We start from the raw sequence: 16,303 nt of genomic DNA on the forward strand, positions 1-16,303 counted from the left end.
GCCGCCAGGATTGCCCGGGCGTTTGATTTGAATCAGGACCACTATGAATAATTTTCTGACCACCGGCCCGGCGCGCACGCTGCGCCACATCGGCATGGCCGTGGCTGTACTGGCATCGACGGTGGCGGCCGTTTCCGCTCATGCGCAGGCCGAAGCGGCCGACAGCACCGAGGCTACCATCAAGAAGCTGATCGAGCCGCGCCTGGGCCAGGGGGCCAAGGTCGATGCCGTGACCAAGACGCCGTATGCCGGCCTGTATGAGATCCAGATCGACGGCGACGTGATCTATACCGACGCCAAGGCGCAATACCTGTTCATCGGCCGCGTGGTCGATTCGCAGACCTATCGCGACTTCACCAAGGAAAAGATCGAGGCCATCAACAAGGTGCCCTTCTCCGGCCTGCCGCTGGACAAGGCGATCAAGACCGTCAAGGGCAACGGCAAGCGCATGATGGCGATCTTCGAGGATCCGAACTGCATCTACTGCAAGCGCTTGCACAAGACGCTGCAGGAAGTCGACAACACCACCGTCTACACTTTCCAGTACAACATCCTGTCGCCGGACTCCATCGTCAAGTCGCGCAACATCTGGTGCGCGCCCAATCCGAGCAAGGCCTGGAGCGACTGGATGATCAACGGCAAGGAAGCGCCGGCCGCTGCCGCCAGCTGCAACGCACCGCATGACGAGGTGCTGGCGCTGGGCAAGAAGATGAAGGTCACCGGCACGCCGACCATCATCTTCACCGACGGCTCGCGCGTGCCTGGCGCGATCGACGCCAAGGCGCTGGAACAGAAGCTGTCCTCGCTCAAGTAAGCCGGTAATGAAAAAGGGGCGTCCGCATGGCGGGCGCCCCTTGTTTTTTATGCGTACGCGCGCGCCCAAGCGGACGGCACGCGTAGTCATTTGCTCGTGTGCAGTTCCATCATTGCCGCTTCGAACTTTCCCTGGCACAGCAGCGGGATGACGTTCAGGCTCTTGTCCAGCGCCTCGTTGATCAGCGCCTGTTCTTCCTTGCGCGGGCGGTGCAGCACGAAGTCGGCCACCGGCTGCTGCAGGCCGAGCGTGCGCGGATGGCCGATGCCCAGGCGCAGGCGCCAGTAGTCTTGCGTGCCCAGCGCGGCCGTGATGTCCTTCAAGCCGTTGTGGCCGCCCGACGAGCCGCCTTTCTTGATGCGCGCCACGCCGGGCGCCAGGTCGAGTTCGTCATGCGCCACCAGCACTTCCTCGGGCGCGATCTTGTAGAAGCGCGCCAGCGCGCCGACCGACTGGCCGGAGCGGTTCATGTAGGTCTGCGGCTCCAGCAGCCAGACTTCGTTGCCGGCGACCGAGGTCTTGCCGGCCAGCGCGTTGAAGCGCGCCTCGCGCGCCAGGCGCACCGGGCCGGCCAGGTTGTCGACCAGCCAGAAGCCTGCGTTGTGCCGGGTTTGTTCGTATTCCGGGCCGGGGTTGCCGAGGCCGACGATGAGGCGAATGGACATGTTGCAAAAATGGACAGAAGTGCGACGTTGAAACGGCGATTATCCCGAGTTTGCCGTTCCGCGTCCAATGTCAAGATTGGCGCACGCGGTTGAATTGCGTATCATCCAACGCTTGTTTTTCTTTACTGTTGACTGGGTTTCACAATGCTGCCTTCTATCGAACAACGACTCGCCCTTGAACTCGTCGCCAAGCCGGTTCAGGTCGCTGCCGCCATCGCCTTGCTGGACGAAGGTGCAACCGTCCCCTTCATCGCCCGCTACCGCAAGGAAGCCACCGGCGGCCTGGACGACACCCAACTGCGCCTGCTGGAAGAGCGCCTGCGCTACCTGCGCGAGCTGGAGGCCCGTCGCGCCGCGATCATCGCCTCGATCGAAGAGCAGGGCAAGATGACGCCGGTGCTGCTGGACGCCATCGTCCACGCGGAAGACAAGACCCGCCTGGAAGACCTGTACCTGCCCTACAAGCCCAAGCGCCGCACCAAGGCGCAGATCGCCGCCGAAGCCGGCCTGACCGAGCTGGCCGATGCGCTGCTGAACGATCCGGCGTTGAATCCCGAAGAAGAAGCCGCCAAGTACCTCAAGCCGGCCTTCACCACCGACAACGGCGACAACCCCGGCGTACCCGATGCCAAGGCGGCGCTGGACGGCGCGCGCCAGATCCTGATGGAGCGTTTCTCGGAAGACGCCGAGCTGCTGCAGAACCTGCGCGAATACCTGACCGAGCACGGCGTGGTCGAGTCGAAAGTGGTGGAAGGCAAGCAGGACGCCGGCGAGAAGTTCGCCGACTACTTCGATTACTCCGAGACCTTCGGCACCATCCCTTCGCACCGCGCGCTGGCGCTGTTCCGCGGCCGCCGCGAAGAGGTGTTGAACGTGGTGCTGCGCCTGGATAGCGAAGAAGAAAAGCCGAAGTGGGATGCCCCGCACAACCCGTGCGAAGGCCGCATCGCCTCGCGCTTCGGCGTGTCCAACAAGGGCCGCGCCGCCGACAAATGGCTCTCCGACACGGTGCGCTGGGCCTGGCGCGTGAAGGTGTTCATGCACCTGGAAACCGAACTGATGACCAAGCTGCGCGAAGAAGCCGAAGCCGAGGCCATCAACGTCTTCGCCCGCAACCTGAAGGATCTGCTGCTGGCCGCACCGGCCGGCCCGCGCGCCACCATGGGCCTGGACCCGGGCCTGCGCACCGGCGTCAAGGTCGCCATTGTCGACGCCACCGGCAAGGTGGTGGCCACCGATACCATCTATCCGCACCAGCCGCGCAACGACTGGCACGGTTCGCTGCATACGCTGTCGCAACTGGCCGAGAAGCACCAGGTGTCGCTGATCTCGATCGGCAACGGCACCGCCTCGCGCGAGACCGACAAGCTGGCGCAAGACCTGATCAAGCTGCGCCCGGAACTGAAGCTGACCAAGATCGTGGTCTCGGAAGCCGGCGCCTCGGTGTACTCGGCCTCGGAATTCGCTTCCAAGGAATTGCCGGAACTGGACGTGTCGCTGCGCGGCGCGGTGTCGATTGCGCGCCGCCTGCAGGATCCGCTGGCCGAACTGGTCAAGATCGATCCCAAGTCAATCGGCGTCGGCCAGTACCAGCACGATGTGAGCCAGACGCAACTGGCGCGCTCGCTGGACGCGGTGGTGGAAGATTGCGTCAACGCCGTCGGCGTCGATGTGAACACCGCCTCGGCGCCGCTGTTGGCGCGCGTATCTGGCCTCAACGCCAGCGTGGCGCAGAGCATCGTTTCCTACCGCGACATGAAGGGCATGTTCGTCTCGCGCGCTGCGCTGCGCGAGGTGCCGCGTCTGGGCGAGAAGACGTTCGAACAGGCCGCGGGCTTTTTGCGCGTGATGAACGGCGAGAACCCGCTGGACGCCTCCGCGGTGCACCCGGAATCGTACCCGCTGGTGGAAAAGATCCTGGCCGACATCAAGAAGGACGTGAAGAGCGTGGTCGGCCAGACCTCGCTGTTGAAGGGCCTGTCGCCGGCCAAGTACGCCGATGAGAAATTCGGCGTGCCGACCGTCACCGACATCCTCAAGGAACTCGACAAGCCGGGCCGCGATCCGCGTCCGGAGTTCACCACCGCCACCTTCAAGGAAGGCGTGGAAGAGATCAAGGACCTGCGTCCGGACATGATCCTGGAAGGTGTGGTGACCAACGTCGCGGCCTTCGGCGCCTTCGTCGACATCGGCGTGCACCAGGATGGCCTGGTGCACATCTCGGCCTTGTCGAATACCTTCGTCAAGGACCCGCACACGATGGTCAAGGCCGGCCAGGTGGTCAAGGTCAAGGTGCTGGAAGTGGACGAGAAGCGCAAGCGCATCGCCCTGACCATGCGCCTGAACGACACCGCGCCGGCGCCAGGCGCGCGCAATGAGCAGCGCGGCGACCGTAACGATTCGCGCCGTCTGTCGCAGCACCAGAACCAGCGCTCGCGCGAGCAGGCGCCAGTCGGCAATGCGATGGCGGCGGCGTTTGCCAAGCTGAAGGGATGATCCGTCCGGGCGCTTGATTGCGCATCGCCCCGGCTAAAAGAAAACAGGCTGTTCCCGCGAGGGGACAGCCTGTTTTTTTATCCGCGATGGCGCCAGCCCGAAGTCCGCCGGACAATGCCGCGGCCGATGCGGCGGGTTGGGCAATGGCGCCGATGTTGTCTGAGATCAGGCTGGCGCGCGTCAGCCCTGTGCTTCGGGTACGTTCGTGCCCATGCCTTCGGGCAGCAGCGGCGCGATCTCGGCCAACTCGTCGGCGCTCAGGCGCAAGTCCGCCGCGCCCAGCAGTCCATCGACCTGCGCGGGACGGCGCGCGCCGACGATGGCGCCGGTGATGGCGGACTGCCGCAGTACCCAGGCGATCGCCACGGCCGCGGGCGTCAGCCCGTGCCGTTTGCCGATGCTGCCGAAAACGTCGACCAGCGCGAGATTGTTCGTCAGGCGCGGCTCCTGGAAATCCGGGCTGCGGCGCTTGCGCCAATCGTCGTCAGGCAGCCCGGCGATGCGCTCGCGCGTCATCGCGCCGGTCAGCAGGCCCGACTGCAGCGTGGAATAAGCGATGACGCCGATGCCGGCCTGCTCGCAGAAGGGAAGGATGTCGGTTTCCACCTCGCGCATCAGCGCCGAGTACGGCGGCTGGAGAGAGGCGATGGCGGTGAGCGCCTGCGCGCGTTTGAGCTGCGGCACGTCGAAATTGGAGACGCCGATGGCGCGGATCTTCCCTTGCTCACGGGCCTTGGCCAGCACCGACAGCGCGGCTTCGATCCCCTCGTCGGGGCCGCCCGGCGGGAACGCCGGCCAGTGGAGCTGGTACAGGTCGATCGTCTCGACCTGGAGGCGGCGCAGGCTGTCCTCGATCTCGCGCGCCAGCGACTTCGGGGCCAGCGAGTGCGAGATTTGCCGGGTCGCGCGGTCCCACACCAGGCTGCCCTTGGTGAATACCAGCGGACGGCGCGAAGCCGGAACGCGGCGTAGAAGCTGGCCGACGATTTCCTCGGCATGGCCCAGCCCGTAGACGGCGGCGGTATCGATCCAGTTCACGCCGCGCTCGACCGCATATTCCAGCGCGGCCAGGCTATCGGCGTCGTCCTGCGCCCCCCCAGCCGAACTCCCATCCCGCGCCGGCGATGGCCCAGGTGCCCAAGCCGATGGGGGAGATCGTGAAATCGGCGCTGCCGAGACGTTTCTGTTGCATGGTTCGACCTTTCGTTCAATGGAAGGCCGTCAGTGTCGCGCGGATGATAGAAAGTGATAAGTCGGGTTATGCTTGATGAACTACTGAGCCATTTTCATCAATATGCTTCCTGACCTGCATGAACTCGATGCCTTTGCGGCGGTGGCGCGCCACCGCAGTTTCCGCAAGGCGGCCGCCGAGCGCGGCGTGTCGGCCTCGGCCTTGAGCCATGCCCTGCGTGGCCTGGAACAGCGGCTGGGCGTGCGGCTGCTCCATCGCACCACGCGCAGCGTGACGCCGACCGAAGCCGGCCAGCGCCTGTTGGCCAGGCTCGACCCGGCGTTGCGCGAGGTGGCCGATGCGCTGGCCGATGCAACCGCCTTGCAGGCCGAACCGGCCGGTACTGTGCGCCTGAACGTGCCGCGTCCGGCGGCGCGGTTGCTGCTGGCATCGGCGCTGGCCGGTTTCGCGGCCGCGTATCCGCGCGTGCAGCTCGAAATCGTGACCGATGACGGCCTGGCCGATATCGTGGGCGATGGCTTCGATGCCGGGATCCGTTTTGGCGAGAGCCTGGCCGGGGATATGGTGGCGGTGCCGATCGGTCCGCCGCAGCGCTTTGTGTGTGTGGCCGCGCCGGATTACCTGGCCGCGCGCGATGGCGCGGGCATCGCCTATGTCTATGAGGCGATGGTGCGCGAGGACCTGGCCGCCGGCCGCTTGCAGGCCGTGCTGGAGGACTGGGGCGCACCCGCCGGGCGGTTCTTTCTCTATTACCCAGGCCGTCGGCACGTGCCGATGGCGCTGCGGGCCCTGGCGGATTTCATTCGGAAGTAACGTCGCCGGCGCTGCCCGTTCAGGCGGTGGTGCTGATGCGCGTCTGGGTCACCGAGACCGAGACGCTTACCGTCGTCTGGCTGGCGACCACGGTCCCCCCGCTGCCGTCGCCATTGCCGGCGTCGGTATCGTCGCCGTCCTGTTTTTCGCCCTTGATCTTGGCGATGAAGTCGGCCAGCGACTTTTGCACCAGGTCATAGGTCTTGTCGATGTTGCTGGCAATGTCGCCGTTGAGCACGCTCAGGCTGTCGAGAATGCCGCGCGCTTCCTTGAAGCCCTGGTCGACGCCCTTGAAGATCAGGGCCATGTAGTTGTCGATATTGGTGGCGTCGTCCTTGTCCGGGTTGTTCTGCTTGTACAGTTCGAACAGGTTGGTGACGAACGAGACGATGCGGCCCGCCGTGCCCTCGGGCGAGTTGTCCTGCGCCATGGCGTTCTGGATGGCGTTGTCGCCCATCTCGGGCCGCAGCACGTCATTGATGTTTTCGATGGCGCTTTTGTAGACCAGCGCCAGCGGATCGTTTTGCGAATTGATCGACACTTCCAGCGAAGCCTGCAGGATGGAAACATTGAGCTGGGCACGGGCGCCGGACTCGGTCAGCAGGTTGGCCTTTTGCGCGTCGGCGATCTTGTCGTTGGATGACGCGGCGGACGGCGGGTTGGCCGGTTCGGCGGGCGAGGTGGCGGGCAGCAAAGGCTTGGTGTCTACGCTGCTGGCGGTGGTGCTGATGGCCATGACGGTCTCCTGTACTAGGACCGCACTCGGGGAAGGGGAAAGGGGGAAACGGCAGTCCTTTTTCAACTTACGGCATCGGCCCGGGAATCTGAAGGTCAGGAAGGCAATTTTGATCGATTTAATGTTGAATCGAGACAGTACGTATCGTTTTGCGTGATGTTGCCGGATTTTAACAATGTTTCAACCTTCTTCCGCCAGCCCGCGATGTGTACGCTAATGGGCCAGGGTGCCTGCGCTGGTGATGGTGGTGAGGTCGACATGGGAGGCGCCATGGCGGTTGGATCCGGAAAAATTGATCCGGTATCCGAGGCCGTCGTAGTTCTTCTCATTGATGCTTTCCAGTGCGGCGATCAGTTTGTTGCGCGTCGGGGCGGGGCCGGCGCGCCTGATGCCTTCGGCCAGCACCCTGGCGGCGATGAATCCTTCCAGTCCAAGATGGCTGAACTCGCTGGCGCGGGCCTGGCGCATCGCCTGCTGGTATTGGCGCACGATGGGGAGGGTGCTTTTCCACGGGAAGGGCATGGCTTGCGAGACGATCATCCCGGCCAGCGCCTTGTGCCGGGAATCGTCCAGCGTGCTGTAGACGAGCGAGGCGGCATAGAAGTAGCCGCGATAGCCTTTGGCGCGCAAGAGTTCGATCAAGGGGAGATTGAGCGCCGGCGAAATGCTCATGACCAGGATGATGTCCGGCCGCGCGCGCAGGAGGCTGCCGGCCATCTTTTCCATGCTCGGCCCGACCGCGCTGACGGTCGTCACCAGTTCTGCCCCGGCGGTGTCGATCATGGTTTGCAGGAGGGCGTGGCTCGGTACGTTGGGATGGTCGGTAAAGATGGCCAGGCGCTTGAGCCCGATCCTGGAAAAATGCGCGAACATGTAGCTGTATTCATCGACGTAGCTGGCGCGGATAGTGAATACGTGGCGGTTGAGCGCGTTATAAACGATGCGGGCGCCGGTGACCGGCGCGAAAAACGGGACGCCGTTCTCATTGACGATGGGAAGCACGGCACTGCTGGTTTGCCAGCCGACATAACCGAACAGCGCCAGCGCCTTGTCCTCTTGCAGCAGTTGCCGCGTGTTTTGGATTGCCAGGATGGGGTCGTTCTGGTCATCCATCGTGGCCAGCCTGATCTGGCGGCCATGGATGCCGCCCTTGCCGTTGACTTGCGCGAAGTAGGCATGGGCGCCGGCGAGGAATTGCCGGGTGAGGTGGGCATGCTGGCCGCTCAGGTCGGCCGATTGGCCGATGACGATGTGGTCGCTGGCGCCGGCGCCCGGGCTGCAGGCGAGAACCAGCACGCCGGTCAGCAATAGCGCAGGCAGTCGCATGGGGGATCTCCTTGTTGGCGCAGTTACCGGGAATCTCCGATGTTAGCAATGCCGGACAGGAGGGCAACGGCTATCAGCCGCAGTGATCGAAATAGAGACTGAATCTCGTATTTATTATTAGAACTGATTTCATCAATAGGCGTGAGTGCGAGCTTATCCCGTTTGGGATGAAGTGCAAGGCGCGAAGTTGGGTCAAGACTGGACGTTTTGCCAGCGCCCTTTCTGAGCAGAACGCATCTCACTCCTATTGATGAAATGAGTTCTAGGTTTCTTCCATCAGGAACAGCCGCCGGTGCTCGCGTATCGCGTAGCGGTCGGTCATGCCGGCGATGTAATCGGCCACCTGGCGCGCCTGCTTGTGCAGGCGCTGCGCCTCGTCGGCGAGATCCCGAATCTGGTAGGCCGGCGGCAGCAGGTTGGGCTGGCCGATGAAGGCCTGGAACATCTCGCTGATGATGCGGCGCGCCTTGGCGGTCATGCGGTTGACCTGGTAGTGGCGGTAGAGCTTCTCGCGCAGGAATTTTTTCAGGATCGCGGCTTCGGCCGCCATGGCGTCGGAAAAGGCGATCAGCCGCGGCGCGTTGCGCACGTCCTCGATATCGCGCGGCGCCGCGTCGGCGATGCGCGCCTGCGAGGTATCGATCAGGTCGACGATGAGCGCGTTGATCATGCGGCGCACCGTCTCGTGGATCACGCGGCGGCCGGTGATGCCGGGGTAGGCCTGCTCCACTTCGCGCAGGTGGCGCGCGAAGAAATCCACCTCGCACATCTGCGCCATGCCCAGCAGGCCGGAGCGCAGGCCGTCGTCGATGTCGTGGTTGTTGTAGGCGATCTCGTCGGCCAGGTTGGCCAGTTGCGCTTCCAGCGAAGGCTGCTTCTTGTCGATGAAGCGCTGGCCGATGTCGCCCAATTGTTTCGCGTTGTGCAGCGAGCAGTGCTTGAGGATGCCCTCGCGCGTCTCGAAGGTCAGGTTCAGGCCGTCGAAGGCGGCGTAGTGCTGTTCCAGTTCATCCACCACGCGCAGGCTTTGCAGGTTGTGCTCGAAGCCGCCGTGCTCCTTCATGCAGTCGTTGAGTTCATCCTGGCCGGCGTGGCCGAAGGGCGTGTGGCCGAGGTCGTGGGCCAGCGAGATGGCTTCCACCAGGTCTTCGTTGAGTTTGAGATTGCGTGCGCAGGAGCGCGCGATCTGCGCCACTTCGATGCTGTGGGTCAGGCGCGTGCGGAACAGGTCGCCCTCGTGGTTGACGAAGACCTGGGTCTTGTATTCGAGGCGGCGAAAGGCGGTGGAGTGGACGATGCGGTCGCGGTCGCGCTGGAATTGGCTGCGCGAACCGGGGGGAGTCTCATCGAAGCGCCGGCCCCTTGAATTCGCCGAATTGGCGGCGTAGGGGGCGAGGTGGGGCGGCGCTTCGAAACTCATGTCACTCTCCGGTGCAGGCCGCCAGGGTTTGCATCAGCAACTCCTGCGGCGCGTTGGTAATCAGCGGGCTGCCCAGCGGCTTGACCAGGATGAACTTGATCTGCCCGCCTTCGTTTTTCTTGTCGACTTCCATCAGCTCCAGCCAGCGCTCGGCGCCAAGATCCGGCGCCACCGTCGGCAGGCCGGCGGCGGCCGTCACGGCGCGGATGCGTTCGCGCGCGGCGGCGTCGATGTAGCCCAGGCGATGCGACAGGTCGGCCGCCATCACCATGCCGCAGCCGACCGCTTCGCCGTGCAGCCATTGGCCGTAGCCCAGGCCGTTTTCGATGGCATGGCCGAAGGTGTGGCCGAAGTTGAGGATGGCGCGCAGGCCGCCTTCGCGTTCGTCCTGGCGCACCACGTCGGCCTTGATCTCGCAGGAGCGCTGGATGGCGTAGGCCAGCGCGGCGTCATCCTTGGCTACCAGCCTGGCCATATTGGCCTCGATCCAGTCGAAGAAGGGGGCGTCGATGATGGCGCCGTGCTTGATCACCTCGGCGATGCCGGCGGCCAGTTCGCGGGCGGGGAGCGTGTGCAGCGTGGCGGTGTCGGCGAGCACCGCTTGCGGCTGGTAGAACGCGCCGATCATGTTCTTGCCCAGCGGGTGGTTGATGCCGGTCTTGCCGCCCACCGACGAGTCCACCTGCGACAGCAGCGTGGTCGGCACCTGCACGAACGGCACGCCGCGCATGTAGGAGGCCGCGGCGAAACCGGTCAGGTCGCCGATCACGCCGCCGCCCAGGGCGATCAGGGTGGTCTTGCGGTCGCATTTCTCGGCCAGCAGCACGTCGAAAATCTTCATCAGGCTGGCCCAGTTCTTCTCGCCTTCGCCGTCGGGCAGCACGATCTCGGTGACCTGCTTGCCGGCCGCGCGCAGGGCGGCGCTGACCTTTTCCAGATACAGCGGGCCGACCTTGTCGTTGGTGACGATGGCGGCGCGCTTGCCCTTGACGAATTGCGGCAGCAGGGCGGGATCGTCCAGCAGGCCGCGGCCGATGAGGATGGGATAGCTGCGTTCGCCCAGGTCGACTTCGAGAGTGATCGGGGCGGCGGGGGTATCGGCTTGGCTCATGCTGCGTGTGTTCTGGTGGTGGCCGGCGCTGGCGACGCCGGTGAAGGTGGTGGTCGAGGAAGTTGCGGAGGCGGTAAAGACAATGCCGCCGGCGAAGGCATCCGCCTCGGCCTGCTTGGGCGCAAGCTCCAGGTGGCTCATGATGGTCTGCACCAGGAACTGCACATTGGGGCGATTGGTTTCGACGACGAAATCAGCCACTTCGCGGTACAGCGGCTCGCGTTGGCGGGACAGTTCTTCCAGCTTGCGGCGCGGGTCGGCGGTCTGCAGCAGCGGGCGGTTCTTGTCGCGGCCGGTGCGCTGGAGGATCTGGTTGATGCTGGCGCGCAGGTAGATCACGGTGCCGTGGCGCTTGAGGTTCTCGCGGTTCTCGGCGCGCAGGACGGCGCCGCCGCCGGTGGCCAGCACGATGTCGGATTGCGCGCAGAGGTCGCGGATGACTTCGGCTTCGCGGCGGCGGAAGCTCTCTTCGCCCTCGATCTCGAAGATGACCGGGATCGATGCGCCGGTGCGCGCTTCGATTTCGTGGTCCGAATCGACGAAGCGCTTGCCCAGCTTCTTGGCCAGGGCGCGGCCTATGGTGGTCTTGCCGGCGCCCATGAGGCCGACAAGAAAGATGCTTCCTGTCATATCGAAAATTCTGCGCAGCAGGCCGGAAAGCGGCGGCGGTATTGCCGTTGCGCGGTTTTTCGGCCAAAACGCTGATTTTACCGTCCTTGGCGGCCCGCCGGGGAAAAATGCGCATCAATGGCGGTGCTGCGCCGCCACCACGCGCGGCGTCAGGAAGATCAGCAGTTCGGTCTTGTCCTGCACCCGGGCGCTGTGCCTGAACAGGTGGCCCAGCACCGGGATGTCGCCCAGCAGCGGCACCTTGGCTTCGCGCTGGTGTTCGGTCTGGGTGTAAATGCCGCCGAGCACCACGGTGCCGCCATCTTCCACCTCGACCTGGGTCTTGACGTGCTTGGTATTGATCGCCAGGCCGCCGGGCGTGGCGGTGCCGCGGCTGTCCTTGTTGACATCCACATTGAGGATGACATTGCCGTCCGGCGTGATCTGGGGCGTCACTTCCAGCTTCAGGTTGGCTTTCTTGAAGGCGGTGGCGGTCGCGCCGCTGCTGGTGGATTGCTGGTAAGGGATTTCCTCGCCTTGTTCGATCAGCGCGGTTTGCTGGTCGGCGGTGACCACGCGCGGGCTGGAAACGATCTTGCCGCGCCCTTCGGATTCCAGCGCCGACAGCTCGATGTTGAGGAAGCGGTGCGCGGCCGCGTTGAACAGGGTGAAGGCAAAGCTGCCCGGCGGCGAGCCGCCGATGGACTGGGCCGGGAGATTGACGGCGGGTTCCCGGGCGGAGGCGCCGGAGGCGGGCGGCGCCTGGCCGCTGAGCTCGGCCACGTCGCCGTAGGAATTGCCGATGGCCGCGCCGTTGGTCCGGGCCGACAGGCCCAGCTTGATGCCGAGGTTGCGTCCGAAACTGTCGTCGGCCTCGACGATGCGCGCCTCGATCAGCACCTGGCGCGCGGCCACGTCGATGCGTTCGAGCAGCTTGCGGATATTGGCCAGCACGGCCGGGGTATCGGTGACGAACAATTGGTTGGTGCGGGCATCGACCACCGCGCTGCCGCGCCGCGAGAGCAGCCCGTTGCGGCGTTCGGCCAGCGCCGCACCGTCCTCGCCGATGCCGAACGCGCGACGGAAGGTGTCGGCGCGCTGGTAGTTGAGCTGGAACACCTCGGCATGCAGCGGTTCGAGGTCGGCGATCATGGCTTGTTGTTCCAGTTCCTGCTTTTCGCGCGCCAGCATTTCCTCGCGCGGCGCGATCCAGACAATGTTGCCGTTGCGCCGCATGCCCAGGCCGCGCGCCTGCATGATGATGTCCAGCGCCTGGTCCCAGGGAACGTTCTTGAGCCGCAGGCTGAGCTGGCCGCCCACGGCATCGCTGGCGATGATGTTGAGCCCGGTGAAGTCGGCCAGCACTTGCAGCGCCGAGCGCACGTCGATGTCATGGAAGTTCATCGATAGTGTGTCGCCCTGGTAATCGCGCTCGGCAGCGGGTCGCTGCGCCTGCGGCGCCGCCGGCTGCACCTCGATCACCAGCCGGCGGCCGCGCTGGTAGGCGTCGTAGCGCCATAGCCCATGCGGTTCGATAATCAGCCGCGTGCCGCCGGCATGACGTATGGCGCTGTAACGCGCCACCGGCGTGGCGAAGTCGTCGACATCGAGGCGGCGCTGCAGCGCAGCGGGCAATGTGACGCCGGGGATGTCGGCGACGATCTGCTGGCCCGACTGGCGGACATTGACCGTGGTGTGCGCCGATGGCAGTTCCAGTGCGATTTGCCCTGCGCCGGTCGGCCCGCGGCGAAAGTCGATGCCGGCCAGCATGGGTTGCGCGTGCTCGTCCTGGTCCGGGGCGATCAGCCGTTCGCGCAGCACGATGCGCAGCCGCCGTCCGTCGTAGTGCAGTCGATGTGCCGCGTTTTGCTTGAGCTCCAGCAGCAGGCGCAGGCGTTGGCCATCGGCGGCAAGCATGGCCTGCTGCATGAGTCCCGTGCCGCGCATGCGTCGGTTGATGTCGCCGGCACTGGCGGTACGGGGGAAATCAAGCACCAGGCGCGGCGGATTGACGGTGGAGAATTCGCCCACCTGAAGCGGCGCGGGCGGATGCGCAAAATCCAGTTCGACGACGGTTGCATCGTCTTCCTGTTTTACGCTGACCGACTCCAGCCGGTTTTCTTCCGCCGCCGACGGAAAAGACAGGAGCAGGCAGCCCAGCAAGCTGAGCAGGCAGCAAATCATCGGCATCATGCGCTCGCTCATGGCCGTACCCAATGGCGTTGTCGTGGCTGGCGCGGTTTGTCCGCGGACGGCGGCGCATTGGACGCCATTTCTTGCGTAGCGCCGCTGCCTACCGCCAGTATTTGCGTTGCGCCCCGGTGGGCCACTTGCACCGATTGTTCATCGATGCGCACCACGCGTCCCAGTCCCGCGGGGAGTTCGTCGCCGACCCGCACGCGCAAACTGCGGCCGTCTACCTGCAGCACGGCATAGGCGGAGGTTTCCTGCACCAGCGTGCCCAATACCCGGATGTGCGGCGCGGATTTCCCGACCGGCTCGGCGGGCTGCATGCGGTCGTCGTTGCGTGCGCTGGCTTGCCGATGTGCGGCTCGCCGTTGCGCCATGCCGAACGGATCGGTTGGTGTATCCGTCAGGGAAAGGGCGGCCGCGTCGGTTTGTTCCGGTTGGGCGTGTGTCGGCGCCGGTACGCGGGAGTCGGCCTCGCGCCTGGCCTGGGCGATCCAGGCGCGGGTGGCCTCGGCTTGATCCGCAGCGCCGCAGCCTGACAGCAGCGTGGCCAGCAATAGATGTAGCGGCAAGCGGCAGGCCGGATGGCGGGGAACGAATGGCGCTGTCATGGTTGGGCAAGGGCCTCGGCATCGCGCAGCACAGCGCCAAGGACGACTTTCATCAGCAAGGTCTGGCGGCCTGCGCGGGCGGCGTGCAGGGCCAGCTCCATCGACTCGACCTGTACCGGCAGCGGCGGCTCGGTGACCAGCTCCACGAACCGCAGCAGGCCGGCGTACTCGCCGCTGAGTTCGATCTCGGCATGGGTTGCCGGCTGGGCCGGCGCCAGCGGCTTGAACGATTCCATCTCCAGGCCGCATTCTTGCGCGCGGCGCGCCAGCTTGAGCTGCAACAGGCCGGCGACGGAATGGCTGTCGCCGGACCATAGCGGCTCTTGCGCGCTCAGCAATTGCATGTCGAGCAGGTTTTCCTGTGAACGCAGTGCGGGCAGTTCCGCCACCTTTTCCAACGCGGCCAGCAGCCGCGATTGCTGGTCGTGGCGAAGATTTTCCGCGGCCTGGCGTAGTGCGCTGCGTGGTTGCACGTACAGGAAAAGTCCGGTGGCGGCGCAAGCCAGCGCCACGGCCAGCAGCAGGATGGCGCGCGCTGCCAGCGGCCAATGCGCGGGATGCGCCGGCAGTGCGGATCGGCGTTTCATGGCGGGACGCTGGCATCGGCAGGCCTGTCGTCATGCCTGTCGCCATGCAGTGGCGGCGGTGAGAACGGCAGCGACAGCGTGAAGTCATAGCGTCCGTCGTCGGCATGCCGGTCGGTGGCGCGCAGATCCTGGATGGCGACACGTTCCATGCCGGCATGCAGCAGCGCATTGGCGTATGCCTGGATATCGCGTACATCCGCCGCATGGCCGCGCAATTCTCCAGCGCGCGGTTGCAGGGCGATGCGGTACAGCCTGATTTCCGGCAGCGCGGCGGCGGAGGCGGCGCGCAGCAATGACGCGGCTCGCGCGCGCAGGGCGGTCTGGTCGTTGAGCGTCGCCAGCCGGGATTGCATGTGCGCGATGCGGCTTTGGCTTGCCGCGCGCTGATCCAGTTGCGGCTGCAGGGTGTGCAGTTCGGCCGCCAGCAAACGGTTGGCCATGCCGATGCCGTCCGTTTGGCCATCGATGCGCATCGCCAGCGCCAGTACCGGCAAGATGCCCAGCAAGGCTGAACATGCGAGCCAACGGTAGAACGAGAGTTCGCGCGCCCGGCGACGCCGGGACGGGGGCAGGGCAAAGTTCGGGGAAGTCGTGCGCCTGCTCACATGAGTCCTTCGCCGGCCAGCGCCACGGCGCAATGGAATGCCGGGAGCCGGCGCGGCGCGATGGCGGCCGCCACATGCCCGGCGACCAGGATGCGAGGAGGAAGCGCGGCCACGGCAGCGGGGATGCCGGCGTATTTGCGCAGCGCCGCCGCAACCGGGTTCAGGGCGGCGGCATCGCCGCTGAGCAGCAGCCGTGGCGGCGATGGCCGCAACAGCGGCGCCAATTCTTCCAGCAAGGCGGTGATGGGGGCGCCGTCGCTACGCCATGCGAGCGCTTGCCAGTGTTGCGCGTGCCGCGACAGCCAGGCCGAGGCGGCGTCCAGATGCAAGACGGCCGCGCCATCGCCGTCGCGCAGGAAGGTCGCAAGGCTCCAGCCGTCGGCCACGACCGCGCGCGCTTGCAGGCCCAGCGCTTCGGCCAGGGCCAGCCGGTCTTCCACCAGCATGGCCGGCGCCGTGACTGCCAGCACTTGCACATCGGCGGGGGAGGCCGGCGCCGGGCCGAGCACACGATAATCGAGCGCCAATTCGTCCAGCGATTGCCGCCGGTGGGCCGCCGCCTCGGCGCGAACCTGCGCCAGCCGTTGCAGTTCGTTCGACGAGGCGGGCAAGACCAGCGGCGTCAACGTGACCGTTGCCGCCGGGATCGCCATGGCCACCGCGCCGGCATGGATCATGTGCTGCCGCATCAGCCGGCGGCAGCCATGCGCGAGCAATTCGAAGTCATCGATCCGGCCATCGTTGCAGATGACCTGGCCGAAGGCATGCTCAGCCAGCAGTTCCAGCCGCAGCCGGCCGCGCCGCCGGCGCAGCACGGCCAGCCGGATGCGGTCGGCGCCGATGTCCAGTCCGGCGCACATGCCATGGGTGCCGATTCGCGATCTCTGCAATGCCAGTGAAAATGCCACGTGGAAATACCCGCTTCGGATACGTTTCGATGGAGCCGGTGATTGTTCGGCAGGCCGCGCATGGCCGGCAATAGATGAAACTTGAGAATGCCGCGCAAATGAATCGGCGCCCGAAGGGAACCGCGGCAGTCGCCCGGGTCAAAGAGGTTTGGTCTATTTGCAACACCGGGCCATCGGCCGGCGCCGGGCAATTGTCCGGCGATTGCATCAAATTGATGCG

The 16,303-nt window shown here is 65.5% G+C and carries 14 protein-coding genes; 3 read left to right on the forward strand and 11 right to left on the reverse strand.

What is annotated here, in order from left to right:
• Positions 1-43: 43 nt before the first annotated feature.
• Positions 44-814 carry a DsbC family protein gene (locus tag FB597_RS07185; protein ID WP_144768871.1) on the forward strand — a complete coding sequence of 257 codons (771 nt, stop codon included), beginning with the start codon at positions 44-46 and terminating at the stop codon, positions 812-814.
• An 86-nt stretch (positions 815-900) separates the two neighbouring features.
• On the opposite strand, the gene pth is transcribed toward FB597_RS07185, so the two are convergent.
• The gene (gene pth / locus FB597_RS07190; protein ID WP_141913767.1) at positions 901-1,479 is read right to left on the reverse strand and encodes an aminoacyl-tRNA hydrolase; all 579 of its coding nucleotides are present in this window, start codon (positions 1,477-1,479) and stop codon (positions 901-903) included.
• A gap of 144 nt (positions 1,480-1,623) precedes the next feature.
• On the opposite strand from pth, the gene FB597_RS07195 reads away from it, so the two are divergent.
• A complete protein-coding gene (locus tag FB597_RS07195) occupies positions 1,624-3,975 on the forward strand; it encodes a Tex family protein (protein ID WP_144768873.1) in 2,352 nt (783 codons plus the stop codon).
• Positions 3,976-4,155: 180 nt separating this feature from the next.
• Here the strand turns inward: FB597_RS07195 and FB597_RS07200 are convergent, their stop codons facing one another.
• On the reverse strand, positions 4,156-5,013 hold the full coding sequence (locus tag FB597_RS07200; RefSeq protein ID WP_255517099.1) for an aldo/keto reductase: 858 nt from the start codon (positions 5,011-5,013) through the stop codon (positions 4,156-4,158).
• A 256-nt stretch (positions 5,014-5,269) separates the two neighbouring features.
• Between FB597_RS07200 and FB597_RS07205 the strand changes: the two genes are divergently transcribed.
• Positions 5,270-5,980 carry a LysR family transcriptional regulator gene (locus tag FB597_RS07205; RefSeq protein WP_222428639.1) on the forward strand — a complete coding sequence of 237 codons (711 nt, stop codon included), beginning with the start codon at positions 5,270-5,272 and terminating at the stop codon, positions 5,978-5,980.
• 19 nt (positions 5,981-5,999) lie between these two features.
• On the opposite strand, the gene FB597_RS07210 is transcribed toward FB597_RS07205, so the two are convergent.
• The 9 genes from FB597_RS07210 to pilM form a co-directional block, all read right to left on the reverse strand.
• Positions 6,000-6,716 carry a DUF5610 domain-containing protein gene (locus tag FB597_RS07210; protein ID WP_144768877.1) on the reverse strand — a complete coding sequence of 239 codons (717 nt, stop codon included), beginning with the start codon at positions 6,714-6,716 and terminating at the stop codon, positions 6,000-6,002.
• Between the two features lie 213 nt (positions 6,717-6,929).
• The gene (locus FB597_RS07215) at positions 6,930-8,042 is read right to left on the reverse strand and encodes an ABC transporter substrate-binding protein (RefSeq protein ID WP_144768879.1); all 1,113 of its coding nucleotides are present in this window, start codon (positions 8,040-8,042) and stop codon (positions 6,930-6,932) included.
• A 262-nt stretch (positions 8,043-8,304) separates the two neighbouring features.
• A complete protein-coding gene (locus FB597_RS07220) occupies positions 8,305-9,462 on the reverse strand; it encodes a deoxyguanosinetriphosphate triphosphohydrolase (RefSeq protein WP_144768881.1) in 1,158 nt (385 codons plus the stop codon).
• Position 9,463: 1 nt separating this feature from the next.
• Complete coding sequence (gene aroKB / locus FB597_RS07225; RefSeq protein WP_144768883.1) at positions 9,464-11,203, reverse strand: bifunctional shikimate kinase/3-dehydroquinate synthase AroKB; 1,740 nt, start codon at positions 11,201-11,203, stop codon at positions 9,464-9,466.
• A 114-nt stretch (positions 11,204-11,317) separates the two neighbouring features.
• Positions 11,318-13,387, reverse strand: coding sequence for a type IV pilus secretin PilQ (locus FB597_RS07230; protein ID WP_255517100.1), 2,070 nt, complete (start codon positions 13,385-13,387; stop codon positions 11,318-11,320).
• Positions 13,384-13,983, reverse strand: a complete 600-nt coding sequence (locus FB597_RS07235) for a pilus assembly protein PilP (protein WP_144768884.1) — start codon at positions 13,981-13,983, stop codon at positions 13,384-13,386. Before FB597_RS07235 ends, FB597_RS07230 begins: the two co-directional genes overlap by 4 nt.
• The gene (pilO, locus tag FB597_RS07240) at positions 13,980-14,570 is read right to left on the reverse strand and encodes a type 4a pilus biogenesis protein PilO (RefSeq protein ID WP_144768886.1); all 591 of its coding nucleotides are present in this window, start codon (positions 14,568-14,570) and stop codon (positions 13,980-13,982) included. Before pilO ends, FB597_RS07235 begins: the two co-directional genes overlap by 4 nt.
• The gene (locus FB597_RS07245) at positions 14,567-15,076 is read right to left on the reverse strand and encodes a pilus assembly protein (protein WP_144768888.1); all 510 of its coding nucleotides are present in this window, start codon (positions 15,074-15,076) and stop codon (positions 14,567-14,569) included. Before FB597_RS07245 ends, pilO begins: the two co-directional genes overlap by 4 nt.
• Positions 15,077-15,171: 95 nt before the next feature.
• Entirely contained in the window at positions 15,172-16,035 is an 864-nt protein-coding gene (gene pilM / locus FB597_RS07250; protein ID WP_144768890.1) for a pilus assembly protein PilM, read from the reverse strand.
• Between the last annotated feature and the right edge of the window lie 268 nt (positions 16,036-16,303).

The sequence above is a fragment of the Herbaspirillum sp. SJZ099 genome, from assembly GCF_007828355.1.
In the GTDB taxonomy this organism is placed as follows: domain Bacteria; phylum Pseudomonadota; class Gammaproteobacteria; order Burkholderiales; family Burkholderiaceae_D; genus Herbaspirillum.